This window comes from Polyangium sp. y55x31, from assembly GCF_029946505.1.
Lineage (GTDB): Bacteria > Myxococcota_A > Polyangia > Polyangiales > Polyangiaceae > Polyangium.
In genome coordinates this window covers 40,840-56,868 of record NZ_JARZHG010000036.1, presented here as the reverse complement: position 1 = coordinate 56,868, position 16,029 = coordinate 40,840, and the positions used below count along the sequence as shown (strand labels likewise).

General features: G+C 69.7%; 10 protein-coding genes. 3 read left to right on the top strand and 7 right to left on the bottom strand.

What is annotated here, in order from left to right; all coding sequences use genetic code 11:
• The 7 genes from QHF84_RS39590 to QHF84_RS39560 all read right to left on the bottom strand — a co-directional run bounded on the left by QHF84_RS39590 (position 1) and on the right by QHF84_RS39560 (position 11,437).
• Positions 1–2,724 (bottom strand): protein kinase, encoded by a 2,724-nt coding sequence (locus QHF84_RS39590; RefSeq protein WP_281318751.1) that lies wholly within the window; start codon positions 2,722–2,724, stop codon positions 1–3.
• Positions 2,725–2,778: 54 nt separating this feature from the next.
• Positions 2,779–3,576, bottom strand: coding sequence for an SAM-dependent methyltransferase (locus QHF84_RS39585; RefSeq protein ID WP_281318750.1), 798 nt, complete (start codon positions 3,574–3,576; stop codon positions 2,779–2,781).
• Between the two features lie 46 nt (positions 3,577–3,622).
• Positions 3,623–6,556 (bottom strand): serine/threonine-protein kinase, encoded by a 2,934-nt coding sequence (locus tag QHF84_RS39580; protein ID WP_281318749.1) that lies wholly within the window; start codon positions 6,554–6,556, stop codon positions 3,623–3,625.
• A gap of 163 nt (positions 6,557–6,719) precedes the next feature.
• Entirely contained in the window at positions 6,720–6,947 is a 228-nt protein-coding gene (locus QHF84_RS39575; RefSeq protein ID WP_281318748.1) for a hypothetical protein, read from the bottom strand.
• A gap of 152 nt (positions 6,948–7,099) precedes the next feature.
• Complete coding sequence (locus tag QHF84_RS39570; RefSeq protein ID WP_281318747.1) at positions 7,100–8,851, bottom strand: methylmalonyl-CoA mutase family protein; 1,752 nt, start codon at positions 8,849–8,851, stop codon at positions 7,100–7,102.
• A gap of 65 nt (positions 8,852–8,916) precedes the next feature.
• Complete coding sequence (locus tag QHF84_RS39565) at positions 8,917–9,411, bottom strand: hypothetical protein (protein WP_281318746.1); 495 nt, start codon at positions 9,409–9,411, stop codon at positions 8,917–8,919.
• A 139-nt stretch (positions 9,412–9,550) separates the two neighbouring features.
• Positions 9,551–11,437: an OmpA family protein gene (locus tag QHF84_RS39560; protein ID WP_281318745.1), complete on the bottom strand. Its 1,887-nt coding sequence runs from the start codon at positions 11,435–11,437 to the stop codon at positions 9,551–9,553.
• A 152-nt stretch (positions 11,438–11,589) separates the two neighbouring features.
• On the opposite strand from QHF84_RS39560, the gene QHF84_RS39555 reads away from it, so the two are divergent.
• The 3 genes from QHF84_RS39555 to QHF84_RS39545 all read left to right on the top strand — a co-directional run bounded on the left by QHF84_RS39555 (position 11,590) and on the right by QHF84_RS39545 (position 16,016).
• The gene (locus QHF84_RS39555; protein ID WP_281318744.1) at positions 11,590–12,987 is read left to right on the top strand and encodes a hypothetical protein; all 1,398 of its coding nucleotides are present in this window, start codon (positions 11,590–11,592) and stop codon (positions 12,985–12,987) included.
• A 198-nt stretch (positions 12,988–13,185) separates the two neighbouring features.
• Positions 13,186–14,781 (top strand): zinc-ribbon domain-containing protein, encoded by a 1,596-nt coding sequence (locus QHF84_RS39550; RefSeq protein WP_281318743.1) that lies wholly within the window; start codon positions 13,186–13,188, stop codon positions 14,779–14,781.
• A gap of 47 nt (positions 14,782–14,828) precedes the next feature.
• Positions 14,829–16,016 carry a DUF4384 domain-containing protein gene (locus tag QHF84_RS39545; protein ID WP_281318742.1) on the top strand — a complete coding sequence of 396 codons (1,188 nt, stop codon included), beginning with the start codon at positions 14,829–14,831 and terminating at the stop codon, positions 16,014–16,016.
• The last annotated feature ends 13 nt before the right edge of the window (positions 16,017–16,029 follow it).

The window sequence follows — 16,029 nt, the reverse complement described above, 5'->3', positions numbered from 1 at the left end:
TCAACCGGCCTTCGTCTCGCACCCGAGCGCCTTCACGTGCGCGCGGGCCTCGGCCGCGGTGCGCGAGGCGCGCGCCCCGCCCCAGCGCGCGAGGACGCGGCCGAAGGCGTCACAGGCGCCCGAGCGATCGCCGAGGGCCTCACGGACGAGGCCGAGCAGGTGGAGGCTCTTCGTGTGGCGCATGTGCTGCGTGGGCATCATGGGCTCGAAGAGGCCGCTGCACGAGACCGTGGCGGCCACGAGGTGCGGCAGCGCGGCTTTGGGGTTGCCCGCAAGCCAATACGTCCGGCCGAGCGCGCTGTCGAGCACGAGGCCGAAGTGGAGGGAAAAGCTCCGTTTGGCGAGGACCTCCGCCGGCATCACGTCGAGCGCGGCCTTGGCCTCCTCGATGTCGCGGGCGACGAGCGCATAGCCGGTGGCCCACACGCCGATGCGATACAGCGGATCGGAGTGGACCTTCGCCCAGGCCGCGCGCTCGGCCTCGTAGACCTGCCGGGTGATGAGCCCGGCGGCGAGCTCGGCGCGGAGGAGATGCACGGAGACATCCCCGCTCGAAGGATCGGTGATCAGCGCCCCGCGGCGCGCGCGGAAGCTCTGGGCCTCGCGGCCCGCGTCCGCGTCGCGGCCCATTTCTTCGAGCACCTCGACGAGCGTGTTCGCCGCCCAGCCGTGCGCCCCCGCGGCCGGATCGTTCGCGACGAGGCGCTGGTGGTCGCGGAGCATGCGCTCGGCGTTCTCGAACCTGCCCACGGCGATCTCGTGCAGGATGAGGTGCTTCGAGGCCTCGGCCTCGAGCCCCTGCGCGCGGAACTGCGCCGCGGCCGTGTCGACGGCGGTCTTCACGGCGGCCTCGGGCGCGCCGCGCGCATAAAGCGCGGCCGCGAGCTGCATGTGGGCGGTGGGCGCCGTGCCGACCTTGGCGATCCATTCTCGCGCCCCGGCCTCGACGACCGAGCACCGGCCGAGCGCAATGTTCGTGTCGCCGCGATCCATGAGGCAATCGGAGGCGGCCGGGGTCGCCTCGATGCAGCGTTCGAGCGCCGCGAGCCCCTCCTCGATTTGCCCGGTGCGACGGATGAGCATGCGCGCCCGGCCCTGCAAGCAATCGCCGTAGAGCGGATCGATCGCGAGGCATCGATCGACGAGCGGCAGGACGTCGGAGGGCGGCAGGTACGAGTTCGCGAACATCGAATAGTAGTTCGCGATCTCTGCGTTGCCCGGGAATCGCGTCGAGGCGATCGCGAGGCGCCGGGTGGCTTCCCGGACATCACTCGGCGTGCGCTGGATGAGCGGCTCGTGCGCGTCGAGGAGGGCCTGGTCGTGTGGTTCGAGCGTCGCGCGGCCCATGACCGCGCGGCGAAAATGCTCCCGCGCGGTCGTGATGTCGGCGTCCCAGATGACGATGGCCATGCGCAGCCAGGCCGCGGTGAGGCCCGGATCGGCCTGCGTGGCGCGCGCGAACGCGGCATACGCCGTCCTCCAGGCGCCGTCCCGCAACGCCTGGAGCCCTTCCCGATACGCCGAGCGCGCCTCTTCATTGGCGAACGTCGGCAAAGGCAAGGCGGTGACGGCCGTCGGGACCGGCGTGAGCGCGGTCCGCGCGAGCACGGGCGGCGGCGCGGTCCTGGCCTTGCGGGCGAGGAAGACGCCGGCCGTCGCGAGGCCCAGGGTGACGACGGCAGCGAGGCCGAGGAAGCGGCGCGAGCGCGCAGACGCGCGCGTGGTCGCCTGGGGCGTGTGATGCGTGGCGGCGCGGCGCGCGCTCCCGCGGCTCGTCGTGCTGCGCGAGGAGGTGTTCGCGGGCGGGCGCGGCTCCCGCGCGGAAGGACGCGCGGCGGGCGCGGGCTCGTCGTTTCTGCGCACGAGCGTGGTGATCGGCGTGGCGAAGGGCGCGAGCGCGGAGGCGATGGCGTCCATCGAGGCGTGGCGATCGGCGGGCTCCTTGGCGAGCGCGCGCAGGACCACGGCCTCGATCTCCGGCGGCACGCCGTCCATCGGCGGAGGGTCGTCGCTGAGGATCGAGGCGATGAGGCTCACGGGCCCGCGATCCGAGCGAAACGGGAGCTTGCCCATGAGCAGCTCGTACGCGGTCACGCCCCAGGCGAATTGATCGGCCCGCGCGTCGACGGGCTCGCCCTTCACCTGCTCGGGCGCCATGTACGCGGGGGTGCCGATGAACGAGCCGTCGCCGGTGCGCGTCGCGAAATCGTCCTGCCCTTCGGCCACGCTCTCGTCGTCGGTGCGCCGCGCGATGCCGAAATCGAGGACCTTGATGGCGCCGTCCTCGCGGATCATCACGTTCTCGGGCTTGACGTCGCGGTGCACGAGACCTGCGCGATGCGCGACGCAGAGGACCTCTGCGACCGCGGAGAGCATGGCGATCCGCTCGCCGATCGGCGCGTCTTTGCAGATGAGGTCGCGCAGGAGCTTGCCTTGCACGAGCTCCATCGCGATGAAAGGCGTGCCCTCGTGCTCGCCGACGTCGTAGACCGCGACGATGCCGGGATCACTCAAGGCCGCGGCGATCCGCGCCTCGCGCAGCATGCGGCGCACCTGCCGGCCCCAGGTCTCGCTCGCGCCCTGGGCGTCGCGGCGGAGCACCTTGAGCGCGACGGCGCGATCGAGGCGCGTATCGTGCGCGCGATACACCTCGCCCATGCCGCCTTCGCCGAGCAGCGCTTCGACGACGTACCGATCGAACCTGTCTCCAGGCGAAAGGGGCATGGCGCAGCAGGGTAGCGCGGAGGGAGGTTCGCCGGAAGGAGGCGAGGGCGCGATTCAGCGCTTCAGGTGCTCGGATCTGATGCTGAGCGCGCCGCACGTGTCGTCGTCGAGCTCGTCGCGCCGGGCCGGGGGTACATAGAGCGTGGTCGCGGGCGTGAGCTCGGCCTCGACGAGCTTGCCGAGCGGGAGGCGCTCGATACGCGCGGGGCAATTGATGAAGACCGCGGCCTCGTAAAGCGTGACCTCGTGATTCTCGGGGTAATGCTCGAGCAGGCGGTCGACGAGCACGTGAATCCATTTGCCGCGGTTGCCCTGGGGCTGGTAGGTCGGGTCGCCGAAGTTGCCGACCTGCCACAGGATCAGCGCGGACGTGGGATCGACGGGCTTCTTGTACAGGACGAACCGCGTGGCCTCGTGGCTCAGGCAGCCCGGATTCGCGGGGTCGACGCCGAGGTCGGCGAACAGGCAATCCTCGGCCGATACGGCGGGCAGCATGATGGCCTCGTACCCCTCGGCGCGGGCCCTGCGGACGGCCTCGTGCGTCGGAAACGCGAATACGCCGGGATGGCCATACGCCGCGCAGCAGGTCCGATGGCCGTCGCGAACGGCGCTGAGGATCCGCTCGACCATGGCGTCGTACGCCTCTTTTCGCGAGCGACCCAGCCGATAAAAACGGCCGAGCGACTCCGCGGCGGGCTGAATTTGCTTGATCACCTGCTCGCCCACGATGTCGGCGACGAGATAAAACACTTTGCTCGCCGTCTTCAGCCTGGCAATGGTATCACCGGTGAGCTGACCGACCGTCCTGATGCCGGTGCCCACGACGGCGAGCGAACCCTTTTCTTTGATCATCCTGCGCGATGCCTCCCATGCTCGCGAATGCCGCGCGCCGAGCGCATCATTCGCCGCATTTCAATGCTTTCGCCCGAGCAGCGGCCGCCTGGGCCGTGACCGAGCCTTTTGCCCGGCCCCAGCGCCCGAGGACGGTGCGGTACGCGGTGCACGCGCCGGGTTTGTCGTTCCTTTGCTCCCGCACGAGCCCGAGGCGGAAGGTCGCGACGGTATGCTGGATCGGCTCGTCGAGGGCCGTACAGGAGCGAGCTGCGATCTCGAGGTGCGGCAGGGCGCGCTCCGGATCACCGGCCATGCTATGAAGGCCGCCGAGCCACATCTCCACCTTGGGCGCCATTTGCGTGTAGAATGCCGCAGGCTGCAGCGGGGGCTGCACCGCGAGGGCCTCCCGCGCCTCGGCCTCGCTCCGGGCGGGCGCCGCGTATCCGATGAACCAGACGGCCGCCTGCTTCGTATCGCCCGTCCCGTCGACCCAGCCGTTCGCCCACGCCTCGCGCGCCACGGTGTATCCCGCGGCGTCGAGCGCTCCTCCCCGCCGCTTCGCCCCGAGGAAGGCCATCGTCGAATCCCACCACGTGAGCTGAACGACCGGCCTCGTCCACGCCGAGCGTTGCGCGAGGAATCGATCCGCGACCTCGGCGGCCCGTTTCTCCTGCCCGAGCTCCTCGTAAAGCTGGACGAGCGCGAGCGCCGGGACGACGTGTTTTTCCTCCAGCGATTCGCCCGCGATGTCCTTCTCCAGATCGCGGGCGAGCCGCTCGGCGGCCTCGAAATCGCCGAAGACCAGGGCGTGATGAATTCGCAGCCGGCCGGCCTGCTCGATCCGTCCTTGATCCCGGAACCTCTTCGCCGCTTGCTCGACGGCGGCATTCACGGCCGGGGGCGGCTGCCCTCCGGCGTAGAGGGCCACGGCGAGCTCGTTGTGCGCGATCGCCGAGCTCGGATCCTTCGTGATCCAGCGCCGCACGTCCGATTCGAGCAATCCACATTGGCCGAGGTACTTGCGCGCGCGGATCCGCTCGAGCAAGCAATCCACGGACGCCGGCACGAGCTCGACGCATCGATCGAGAGCCGCGAGCGCGTCCTCTTCCCTCGCGATCCGGAAGAGCGAATAGGACCGCACCTGCCAGCAATCGGCGTACCTGGGATCGAGCTCGATGCAGCGGTCCGCGAGCGCGAGGAGCTTCGAGGGGTCCGCGCGTGTCTGGATGTCCATTTGCAGGGAGACGAGCTCGGCGTCGCCCGGGTATCGCCGCGAGGCCACCTCGACGCGCTTGACCGTCTCCGCCACGTCCGGAGGATCCCGCTGCAAGAGCGGCTCGAGGGCGTCGAGCAGGACCTGGTCGCGCTCCGTCAGCGTGCCGCGGAGCTGCACGGCGCGCTGAAAGGCCACCCGCGTCCCGGCGGTATTCGCGCGGAATCGCTCGATCAACGCCAGGCGCAGATATGCCGCGCCAAACCCGTTGTCGGCCTTGGCCGCGCGCTCGAAGGCCCCGTGCGCGACCTCCCAGGACGCGTCCCGCAAGGCCTGCAAACCCTCCCGAAAGGCCGCGATCGCCTCGGGGTTCGACGATCCCGAAATGGGCAAATCCGTGATCGGCGTGGCCGCGGGCGCGGGCGCGGCCATGGCCACCGGTGGGGGCGTGATGTTCTTCCGATACCAGAGCGTCCCCCACACCGCCGCGGCCACGACCCAGATCGCGCCGAGGCCCAGCACGGCCCAGCGTGGCAATCGACGCCCGAGCTTCGGCGGGGGCGTCGTCTGCATGGCGGGCGATTCGAGCGTGGTCACCGCCGTCGTCGTTTTCCCCGCGTTCCCCGGCATCTCCACGCGCACGACGGGCGGGGGCGGCGCCGTGCTCCGCCCGGGCTTGTCGATGTCCGGCGAGCGCATCGTGTGCGTCGGCAGCGCATTTCGCGCAGGCGGCGGCGCGGACTCCGACTTCGCCACGATCGGGATGCTGGGCAGCGTCTTCCGGGCGGGCAGCACACGCGCGTTCGGCGCCACGTCCTCGGGGGCCAAGGTCTCCGGCTGCGTGGAATCCGGCCCCGGGATCAAGACATCGTGCAGGCCGCCCGCGTTCTCGGACGCGACGTAAGGCGCGAGCGCGTCGACCACGAGGTCCATCGAGGAGAATCGGTCGACCTTGCGCTTCGCGACCGTGCGCTTGAGGACGCGCTCGATCACCGCCGGCACGAGGCCTTCGAGCGACGGCGGCTCGTCCTGGAGGATGGCCGAGAGCAGCTTGATGCCTTCGAGGTCGGCGCCGAACGGCACGCGGCCCGTGATGAGCTCGTACGCGAGCACGCCCCACCCGAATTGATCCGTCCGCGCGTCGACCGGATCCCCCGTGAGCTGCTCGGGCGCCATGTACGCCGGGGTGCCGACCATCACGCCTTCGCTCGTGACCGTGTCGGCGCCGCGCATCGACCCGACCTTGCTCAGATCCGCGCCGCGCCGCGTGGAAGCGACGGCCTCGTCGGCGTCGAGGTGCACGCGCCGCGCGATGCCGAAGTCGAGGACCTTGATGGCGCCGTCCTCGCGCAGCATCACGTTTTCCGGCTTCACGTCGCGGTGGACGAGGCCGGCGCGATGCGCGGCGGACAGGGCGCGCGCCACGTCGAGCAGCCACCCGAGCCGCGTGGGGATCGAGGCGCCGCCGCCGATCAAGCGCCGGAGCGACAGGCCGTCGATGAGCTCCATCGCGAGGTAGGGCAGGCCCTCGGCCTCGCCGATGTCGTAGATGGCGACCGTGTTCGGGTGGTTCAGCGCCGCGGCGGCGCGGGCCTCGCGCAGCATGCGGACGAGGGCGCGTTGCCAGCCCTCGGGATCGGCGGCGGCATCTTTGCGCAGGACCTTGAGCGCGACGCGACGTTGGAGGCGGATGTCGCGCGCTTGATACACCTCGCCCATGCCCCCCTCGCCGAGGAGCGCTTCGATCACGTACCGGTCGAAGGTATCGCCCGGGCGCAGGCGCATGGCGTCATGCTACCCCGCTGCGGGCGCAATCGCTAAGAACATGCTACGCGGCAAATTTTGGACAGGCGGCAGCCCGCGCCGGCTCACGTGTAGCCGGGCTGGATGCGATCTCGGACCCGAAGGCCCCTCGCGAGGAGCGAGGGGCACACCCGGGCGGCGCGACTCAAAACATGGCGAGCATCGGACAGTTCCACGGCGCCGAGGCGGGCCCGCCACGCTCCGTGCAAAGCCAGTCCGAAAACAACGCGGGGTTCGCGCTCTGAACGACCAGGCGCTCTTCCTCGCCGAGGTTGACCTTCTTCATGAGCTCCTCGGGATCCTCGAGGAACGCGGCCAAACGGGACGGATCGAGGGCCATATCGGCCAAAAACCGACCAAGAGAAGCTTCCACGTGGGGCTCCGTACGTCGTGCGGCTCTGAATCGACGATGACTCCATCGCCCAATTCGAAGGGACGACAGGCCGGCAGTGTTCCTAGTTTACGTAGGAACGCTCGCCCAAGGCAAGCCTTTTCTGTCTGGTGGGATCTTGCCGGTTCGGGGCGTCAGAACTCGGCGGGATCGGAGTGCGTGCCCATGACCTCGCGCAGGACGTCGCAAATCTCCTGCTCGGTGCAGTAGGCCTTCGCGGCGGCGATGATCGGGGGCATCAGGTTCGACGTGCCACGCGCCGCCTCGCGCACCGCCGCGAGCGCCTCGCGCACGGCGTTCGCGTCGCGGCTCGCCTTCACCTTGGCGAGGTTCTCGCATTGCGTGCGCTGCACCGCCTCGTCGATCTTGAGGAGCGGGATGTTCTTCTCCTCCGACGCGACGTACTTGTTCACGCCGACGATCACGCGCTGCTCGTCCTCCACCTCGCGCTGGAAGCGGTAGGCCGAGGCCGCGATCTCGCGCTGCGGATAGCCCTTCTCCACGGCCGCGACCATGCCGCCCATCTCGTCGATGCGGCGGATGTAGTCGAGCGCCTCGGCCTCGAGCTTGTCGGTCATCCATTCCACGTGATAGCTGCCGCCGAGCGGGTCGATCGTGTTCGCGACGCCGCTCTCCTCCGCGATGATCTGCTGCGTGCGGAGCGCGATCGTGACCGACTCTTCCGTGGGCAGCGCGTACGTCTCGTCGAGCGAGTTCGTGTGCAGCGATTGCGTGCCCCCGAGGACGGCCGCGAGCGCCTGCAGCGCGACGCGCACGACGTTGTTGTACGGCTGCTGCGCCGTGAGCGAGACGCCGGCCGTCTGCGCGTGCGTGCGGAGCTTCAAGCTCTCGGCCTTGCGCGCGCCGTAGCGCTCGCGCATGAAGCGCGCCCACATGCGACGCGCCGCGCGGAACTTCGCGATCTCCTCGAAGAAATCGTTGTGCACGTCGAAGAAGAAGGAGAGGCGCGGCGCGAAGTCGTCCACGTCGAGCCCACGCGCGATGCCGCTCTCCACGTACGCGAGGCCGTCCGCGATCGTGAAGGCGAGCTCCTGGGCGGCCGTCGCCCCGGCCTCGCGGATGTGGTAGCCGCTGATCGAGACCGTGTTCCAGCGCGGCACCTCGCGCGCGCAGAACTCGATCATGTCCGTCACGATGCGCATCGCCGGCCGCGGCCCGACGACCCACGCGTGCTGCGCGATGAACTCCTTCAGGCAGTCGTTCTGTACCGTGCCGCCGATCTTGTCGCGCGGGATGCCTCGCTTGTCGGCGAGCGCGATGTAGAAGGCGAGCAGCACGACGGCCGGACCGTTGATGGTCATCGAGGTCGTGACCTTGTCGAGCGGGATCCCGTCGAAGAGGACCTCCATGTCGCGCAGCGTGTCGACCGCGACGCCGCACATGCCGACCTCGCCGAGCGAGCGGGGCGAGTCGGAGTCGTACCCCATCAAGGTCGGGAAATCGAAGGCGGTCGACAGGCCCGTCTGGCCCTCGGCGAGCAGGTACTTGAAGCGCTGGTTCGTCTGCTCGGGCGTGCCGAAGCCCGCGAACATGCGCATCGTCCAGAGCTTGCCGCGGTACATCGTCGGCTGGACGCCGCGCGTGAACGGGTACTCGCCGGGCAGGCCGAGGTCGGCCTTGTAGTGGATGCGTTTGTCGACCGGCGTGGCGACGTCGAGGACCTCGAGGCCGCTCCAGGTGGTGAACTTTTGCAGGCGCGGCTTGACCTTGCGCTCGGCCTCGGCGACGGGGCCGATACGCCAAGCGGCGACCGCAACGCGCAGCGCGCGCAAGCCCTCGTCATCGAGCCCCAGGCTCTCTCCACCGCCGCCGTTCGTGAAGCGCTTCTCGTCCGATTCGAGCGCGCGTGCGTCGTCGTGTGCCATCGATCGCGAACCTCGCGGCCGCAAATGTAGCGCGCGAAAGCCCGGCTTGTCTTCTTCCTGCGGCTCTACATGCAGCCGGTCGGCTTGAACACGTCGGAGGCGACGGTCGTGGCGCCGACGTCGAGGCTGTCCTGGAGGGTCCCCGCGATCCGGACGCCCGCGGGCAAGCAGAGCGCGTTCTTCGTCTCGTCGGAGATCGTCTTGTCCCCGAGGTCGAAGAAGAAGTCGAGCGTGACCTCGCTGTCCGGCTGCACGGTCACGGGGAACGGCTTCGGGGAGATGAGCGACAAGCCGGACACGACGGACTGCTGGTTCGGCGCGTCGGTGATCGCGAGCGTGCCGAGCTGCACGCTGCTCGGACCACTCGCGCGTGGACCGAGCACGAGCTTCAGCGTGAACGAGCCGGTCACGGTGGCGCCGAGCACGCCGCCCTCGACGTCGGCGGTCGGCGCGACGATGCTCGGCTCGACGAAGACGACGTCCTCGTTCTCGCCGATGCACCCCGCGAGGAGCGCGGACAGGGCAAACACGAGCGGAAGAAACGCGCGCGGCTTCGACATGAGACGACGATAGATCAAGACGGCGTCGAGCGGCTGAAGATGAAGCGCATTGCAGTCGGCTCGATCCCGCCAATACGAGGCGCCGTCGGGGAGCGCAGAACCGCGCTTCGGTCCCGATTTCGATTTTCCGGAGAATGCTTCAGGGCGCCGGCGAGGTGATGCCCTTCGATCGCGCCTTCTCGCAGCCGAGCTCGACGCCCGTCGGACCCGCGTCGGTCCGGACGATCTTGAACTCGACGCGTCGGTTCTTCTCCCACGCGACGGCGTTGTTCGCCGGATCGACGGGGCAGAACGGGCCGTAGCCCACGGCGCGCAGGCGGCTCGCGTCGACGCCGCGCTCGATGAGCGCCTTCACCACGGACTCGGCGCGGGCCTGCGTGAGCTTCACGTTGGCGATCTCGATGCCGCGCACGTCGGCGTGGCCCTGCACTTCGAGCAGCTTCAAGCTCGGGTTGCCCTTCAGCGTGGCGGCGACCGCGTCCACGATCGGGAACGACTGCGCGAGGATCTCGGCGCTGCCCGTCTTGAAGAGGATCTTCTCCAGGATGAGGACGTTGTTGTCCTGCACGATGACGCTGCCCTTGTCGGGGCAGCCGTCTTCGTCGTCCTTGCCGTTGTACGTCTCGGGTTCGTCCGGGCACTTGTCCACGCCGTCGAGGATCCCGTCCGCGTCGTTGTCTTCCTCCGGGCAACCGTCGTCGTCCTTGAAGTTGTCCTTGTCCTCCGGCGTGTTGATGCACTGGTCCTTCACGTCGGGGATGCCGTCCTTGTCGTTGTCCTCCTCGGGGCAGCCGTCCGTGTCCTCGAAGCCGTCCTTGTCCTCGGGGTTGTCCGGACAACCGTCCTCGGCGTCGAGGATGCCGTCGCCGTCGCGATCGCCGCTGCGAACCTGCACGGGCTCGTCGACCGGATCCTGCTCGGGACAGCCGTCGGTGTCCTCGTCGCCGTCCTTGTCCTCGGGTTCGTCGGGGCACTGGTCGACGTCGTCGGGGATGCCGTCCTTGTCTCGGTCCTCCTCGAAGGGCTCGAAGACGAACGCGAGCATGCCGCGCTGCGAGGCAGACTGGAAGCCGGGCAGGTAGCCGACGCCGGCCGCGAGCGAGAGGTAGGAGTTTTTCTGGATGAAGACCTTGAAGCCGCCGAGGACCTCGGCGCTCAGGCGTTGCTTCGCGTCGGAGTCGCCGCCGAGGAGGTAACTCGCGTAGGTCTCGGCCGTGAGGTCGAACTTGTCGCCGATGCGCACGCTCGCCGCGAAGCCGCCGGTGCCGAGGTTCGCATACTGGAAGACGCCCGATTTGAGCTGCGCGAGGCCGGCCTGATCGAGGCCGAAGGTGGGGTTTGTCCCGGTGTGGCCGCGGTAGCCCGCGTTCAGGCCGAGGCGCACGACGTTCGTCTTGCCGAACTGCTTCTCGACGATGAGCTGGGGCCAGTAGAAGAAGCCGGGATCCGCGCCGAAGTTGCGTTGCCCGCCGATGCCGTAGCCGCCCTGGACGAGCAAGGCGAGGCCGATGGGGCCGTCGGGCGAGAGCAGGCGGAGCTTTCCGTGCACGGCGATGTGGCCGAGGGCCTGCGCGGTGAGGCCATCGTCGGCGTAGTTGCCCGCGGCGCCGGGGCCGATGTCCGTGACGCTCGTGCCGTAGTTGAGGACGACGGGCGCGGAGAGGCCGAGGACGAGCCGATCGGCGATGCCGTAGTTGAAGCTCAACGTGCCCTGCAAGGCGTGGTCGACGAGGTAGTCGGTGCCGTGGCCGGGGGCGAGCTCGAGGAGGTTTCTGCCGTAGTCGAGGACGAGGCCGAAGCTGATGGCGTTGCCGGGCAAGACGCTCGCGCCGTTGACCGAGAAGAAGCCACGCGAGTCGACGGCGGGCCGGAAGAGGTGCAGGTCGGCGCCCTCGCCGTTCGACGCGGGGATGCGGTCCGAGTTCTGCGCGGTCGCGGGCGCGGCGTGGGTGAGGAGCGCGGAGAGCGCCACGAGCGTCGCGACAGGGCGGCGACGCAGTCCGGTGAGAAAGCCAAGGGTCGTCATGACTCGGTCCTCGTCAGGCGGATCGTGCAGCGCGATTTTCGCGGAAACCTGAAAAACTCGTATCATCAGCGCAATACGACTGCAAAAGGATCGCAAGGATCACGCGGACCTCTCCGTCCACGTTCCGCATCGATCTGCTACCGTGCCCGGCCGTGCGCCGCCCTCGATCTTTCGCACGTCGCTCGCTCGCGGCCCTCGTGCTCACCGGGACGGTGGCCTACGCAGCGAACGCGAGCGCCCAGGGCAAACCCACGCTGAGCGGGTCCTGGTCGGCAAGCTCCGTATCGGAGAGCTGGTCTTTCGACGGCTGGGTGGACGCGTGCGGGCCGAAGCCGAAGGGTCAAGGCGGAGGCGGCGGATCGGTGCAGATCCGCGAGCAAGGCGGAGAGCTGTCGATCGTGGGCGCGGGGCGCGCCTGGAGCACGGCCGAGTGCTGGGAGCAAGCGCCGGGGCTCGGGCGCGTGAGCCACTCGCAGTCGGGCGGGGGGCGGTTCTGGCGGACGCGGTGCAGCCTCTCGAACGAGAAGGAGCGCATCACCGTGACGACGACGGTGTCGGCGACGGACACGTCGATCACGATGCAAGAGACGTCGGAGCACAAGGTCACGGTGGAAGGCGCGACGTGCACGGCGACGGCGAGCCGGTCGCGATCGTTCGGGCTCGCGAAGCGTGACGGCGAAGATGCGGCTCCGAGCGCATCGGCGAGCGCCTCCGCGAGCGCCGCTCCCTCCAGCCCCCCCGCGAGCCCGCCTCCGAGCGCCGCCGCGAGCGCCGCGGCGCCCGCGCCCAAGGAGCCGCCGAAAGAGTGCAAGGTGGCGGGAGATCCGGCCCGCCTCGAGGTGTACCCGGCGAAAAAGACGCTGCGGCCGGGGGATCGTTTTTCCTTCCGAACGGTGGTCACGGACAGCAAAGGCTGCCTTGCCTTCGTCAGGCCGACGTGGGCGGTGACGCCCGGGCCCTTCGCGGCGAAGGTGACCGTCGACGGGAGCGGGACCGTCACGGTGGCAGAGGGCGCCGAGGAGGGGCGGGTCGAGCTCGTGGCGACGGTGTCCGGCAAGGGCGTGCCCGTCGCCGTGGAGATCACGAGCCCGACGAAGTACGACGCGCTCCTCTCGGCAGGCACGCTCGACCCGCAGGGATCCGAGGAGGGCGCGGTGGCCGTCATCGCCACGGGCGCCGTGGGAGGGGCCAAGGGGGTCGCGGACGACGTCGGCCGAGAACGCAAGCAGACGTTCGTCGCGATCGTGATCGGCCTCGCCTTCGCCCTCGGCTTCGCAGGCCTCGTGCTGATGCGGCGCGGGCGGAGGCCCGCGGAGCCGGACCCGGAGACGGAAGCCGTGCTGAACGAGGAAGCGCAGGCAGAAGCGGAAGCCAAGGCCGAAACAGAGGCCGAGGCAGAGGCGCCGAAGGCCCAAGCCCCGGCACGATCCGCCCCCACACGCGCCGCGGCGCCGTCCGGGAAGGTCTGCCCGACGTGCGGGGAGCGCTACGGCGCGGAGGCGCAGTTCTGTGGGGCAGACGGCACGACGCTCGTGCCGCTGAACCGCTGACGTCCCGTCGGTAGATCCGGGTGGCTGCCTCGCACGTCGGACGAGCACCTGTAGGTAGCTTGATCGCGCTCGTGCGAAACCGTTATGCTTTGTGACGGCGTACGGAGAGGCCGGTAACGACCGGACCCGAGGTCCTCGGCGAGAGAGCAAGACGATCGTTCGTGCACGTGCGCGAGACCCGGAAGGGCAGCTTTCCCCATGAAGATTACGTGTCAGTCGTGCCAGGCGAAGTACACGATCGCCGACGAAAAAGTCGTCGGTAAGACCGTCAAGATCAAGTGCAAGAAGTGCGGATCGGCCATCGTGGTCAACGCGAACGAAGCCGCGTCCGACGCACAAGGCCAGGGGGGCCACTACGAAGACGACGACGACGGGGCGACCCGCGTCTTCTCGGGTGATCCGAACGCAGCCGCGCCAGGCGGCGGCGGCGGTGACGAGTGGACGGTGAACGTCGGCGACGACGATCAACGCACGATGTCGACCGCCGCGATCGCAGCCGCGTACGCGTCGGGCACGGTCACGAACGACACGTACGTCTGGAAGGACGGCATGTCGGACTGGCTGCCGGTGTCGCAGGTCGCCGAGCTCATGGCGGCCGTGGGTCGCAGCAGCGGAGTCGCCGCAGCCGCACCGCCGCCCGCGGACGACATGAACGCGACGCTGATGATGCCCGAAGGCGCAGGCGCCGCGCCCGCCGCACGCAACCAGGCGGCGGCGCGCAAGACGGGCGGTCGTCAGGATCTCTTCGGTTCGTCGAAGGGCGAGCCGGAGCCGGCGCGCGCCTCGGTGCCGCCCGCAGGGCCGAAGGGCAACGCGGTCGGCGAGCGCAACGAGAACTCGGTGCTCTTCTCGCTCTCGGCGCTCACCGCGGCCGAGAAGGCCGCCACCACGAAGGACGAGCCGAAGAAGAAGGACGGCCGCGGCGGCCTCGACGACATCATGAACCTCGGCGGCGGCGGCCTCGGCGGGCCGATGCTCGCGCCGCCTCCGCTCATGGCGCCCGTCGTGGAGCCGCCTCCGCAGCCGATGATGGCTTCGATGCCTGGCATGATGACGGGCACGCAGATGCCGCTCACGGGCACGCAGATCCCGCTGACCGGTACGCAGGTGCCGCAGGTCGTGATGGTGCAGGTGCCCGAGCAGAAGAAGAGCTCGGCGGGCCTCGTCATCGGCATCGCGCTCGGCGTCATCGTCGCAGGCGCGGCCGCGTTCTTCCTCCTGCGCAACCAGCCGCAGAACACGACGACGACCGAGAACACGACGACGAGCGCGACCCCCACGGCGTCCGCCGCGCCCACGACGCCCACGGCCGCGCCCACGGACACGGTCGCGACGGCGCCCACGCCGGCGACCAGCGCTGCGCCCGCGGCCACGGATACGACGAAGGCCGGATCGACCGGCGGCGGCCCGGTCGCAGGGGGCACGGGCCCGAAGCCCAACAACACGGCCGCACCCACGGCGACGACGGCCGCGCCCACGACGACGGCCGCGCCCACGGCGGAGCCCCCGCCTGCGGAGGGCGGCAAGGAGTTCAACCGCGGCGCAGCTTCGTCGGCGCTCGGCTCGGCGGCCGGCGCGGCGAAGAGCTGCAAGACGCCGGACGGCCCGACGGGCACCGGCAAGGTCAAGGTGACGTTCGCGCCGAGCGGCAACGTGACCTCGGCGCAGGTGCAAGGCCCGCCCTTCGCGGGCACCTCGGTCGGCGGCTGCGTGGCCGGCGTCTTCCGCGGCGCGCGCGTCCCGCCCTTCGACGGCGCGCCCGTCAGCGTCACCAAGTCCTTCACGATCAACTGACGGGCTGGGCTCGCAAACGCGGGCCCTTCCCCGTACCCTCGGCAGCCATGTCCCAACGCCGAAGCTTCGTGCACCTCGGCCTCGGTGCGCTCGCCGTGGCTGGCATCGCCCTCACCGGCGCGTCGTGCGTGGCGAAGAGCCCCAGCAGCGTCTCGTGTGGTGAGGAGGTGCGTCCCTCCATCGATTGCTCGAGCGAGATCCCCGAGGGCGACATCGGTGTCCTGAACCTCGCCTCGGAGAAGGCGACGTTCGAGGATGTGGCGATCCGTCGCATCTCGGCGGAGACCGAGAAGTTCGTCGCGGCGCACACGCGCCTCTGCCGCGACTACAACGCGTGCGCGATCGACAAGGCGAAGTACGACGAGGAAAAGAAGGCGCTCCTCAAGCTCCTGAGCCCCGTCGGTTCGCTGGTCGCGGCGGTGAAACAGGCGTCTTCCGAGGAAGAGCGGCAAGCCGCGCTCGACGCGCTCTACCAGCACACGGTGCCGGAGGCGGAGCGCAAGGAAGAGCTGACGCTCACGCTGTCGATGGAGGCGGAGCTGCCGGAGAGCGCGGGCGGCGGGACACGCACCGTGAAGCCGGACGAACCGCTGCCGACGAACGCACGCGTGTTCTTCAAGGTCGAGGTCAAGCCGCGGGCGTACGTCTACATCTTCCAGAACAACGCGAGCAGCGGCCTCACGGTGCTCTTCCCGGACGAGCGGATCGGCACGAAGAACCCGCTCGAGGGCGAGTCACGCATCCCGAACGGGGACCTGCGATTCCGTTTGAACGAGAAGGACCTCGGCTTCGAGGACATCTACATCGCCGCGTCGCGCACGCCGCTGCGAGACCTCGACGAGGCGCTCGCGCGCGTGCGGGACGGCAAGATCACGCGCATCAAGGACGACAAGCTCCTCGACGGGATGAAGCACCTGCCGGTCGAGGGTGCAGGCGCGAAGAAGGACGCGAAGTGCCGCGACGTCGGGCTCGAAAGGTGCCCACGCATCCGTGGGCTCGAGCTCGACCTCGGCGGCGCGTCGGGGCTCAAGCCAGGGAGCAAGCCTCCGTCGCTCATGGCGCGGACGGAGCCCGGAGACGGGCTCCTCATGAAGGTGTTCTCGTTCCAGCACACGGGCGAGGGCGCGGCCTACAAGGACGCGGCGGAGAAGTTCTCGCGGCTGCCGGCGCCGAAGACGCGGGGCGGTGTGATCATCGAGCGCACGCGGACGCGGGGCGGCGTGATCATCGAGTAGAAGGCGTCACACG